Raw genomic sequence first — 777 nt, forward strand, 5'->3', positions numbered from 1 at the left:
GGTGAAGACCTCCTGCGCACCCGCAAGAAGGAATTCTTCCAACGAGAGACAGCGCCCAGCTTCACCGTCACCGGTCGACGCCTCGCCGAACTTCTCTACCCCCACGGCAATGAGGACGGCATCGTCATCCCTGGGTGTTGACGGCGAAGGCCCGCCGGATCTCGTGCCCGGCTTGCGGAGCGCTCACGCTTCACCGCCTGTTCGCCACTGACAGGAAGTAACCCATCCGCGACTACCGGATCCGGACGAATCCAGGACCGCCGGAGCGACCCTGGGCGAGACGTTCCGGCGCAATCTTTGAGTGCGCCAAATCTCGACGAGCCGCGCGTAGTGAAAACGGTGAACCACCAACTTAAAACACGTGCCGCCCGTGGCTGATCAGGTGCCCAGCCAGAGTCGTCGAAGAGCGACCGTGGTCATTCGCTGCGCCGGCGCCGGCCGCAGCGGTGCCGGCGCAGCGACGTCGAGATACACGACCAGTGTCCGGAAGAACGCCGCGGTGTCCATCCCGAAATCCGCCCTGATCACCTTGGCCGGGCCGCCGCCGTGGGCGCACCACCGCAATGCGAAGGCCACCATCCGGCTCAGCTCGGTCACCTCCGTGGTGTCCGCGGTCACCGCCGTCCCTCGTGGTTCTGTGCACAGGTTGCCGCACAACAGGTCCGGACCCCGGGCTGGCGCGAACTCGGTTACCCGGTGCCATCGTCACCATCGGCATCATCGGCACCGTCGGTGACGGCCACCGGGTCGAGGTGGGCACTCCGGTGGGGCGGGCGG

The 777-nt window shown here is 66.8% G+C and carries 1 protein-coding gene; it reads right to left on the reverse strand.

Going from position 1 to position 777, the window contains the following annotated elements; genetic code table 11:
* Positions 1-378: 378 nt before the first annotated feature.
* Positions 379-618: a hypothetical protein gene (locus tag G9373_RS45485; protein WP_167121382.1), complete on the reverse strand. Its 240-nt coding sequence runs from the start codon at positions 616-618 to the stop codon at positions 379-381.
* Positions 619-777: the final 159 nt, after the last annotated feature.

It is taken from the genome of Rhodococcus sp. A14 (assembly GCF_011603105.1).
GTDB lineage: Bacteria > Actinomycetota > Actinomycetes > Mycobacteriales > Mycobacteriaceae > Rhodococcus_F > Rhodococcus_F opacus.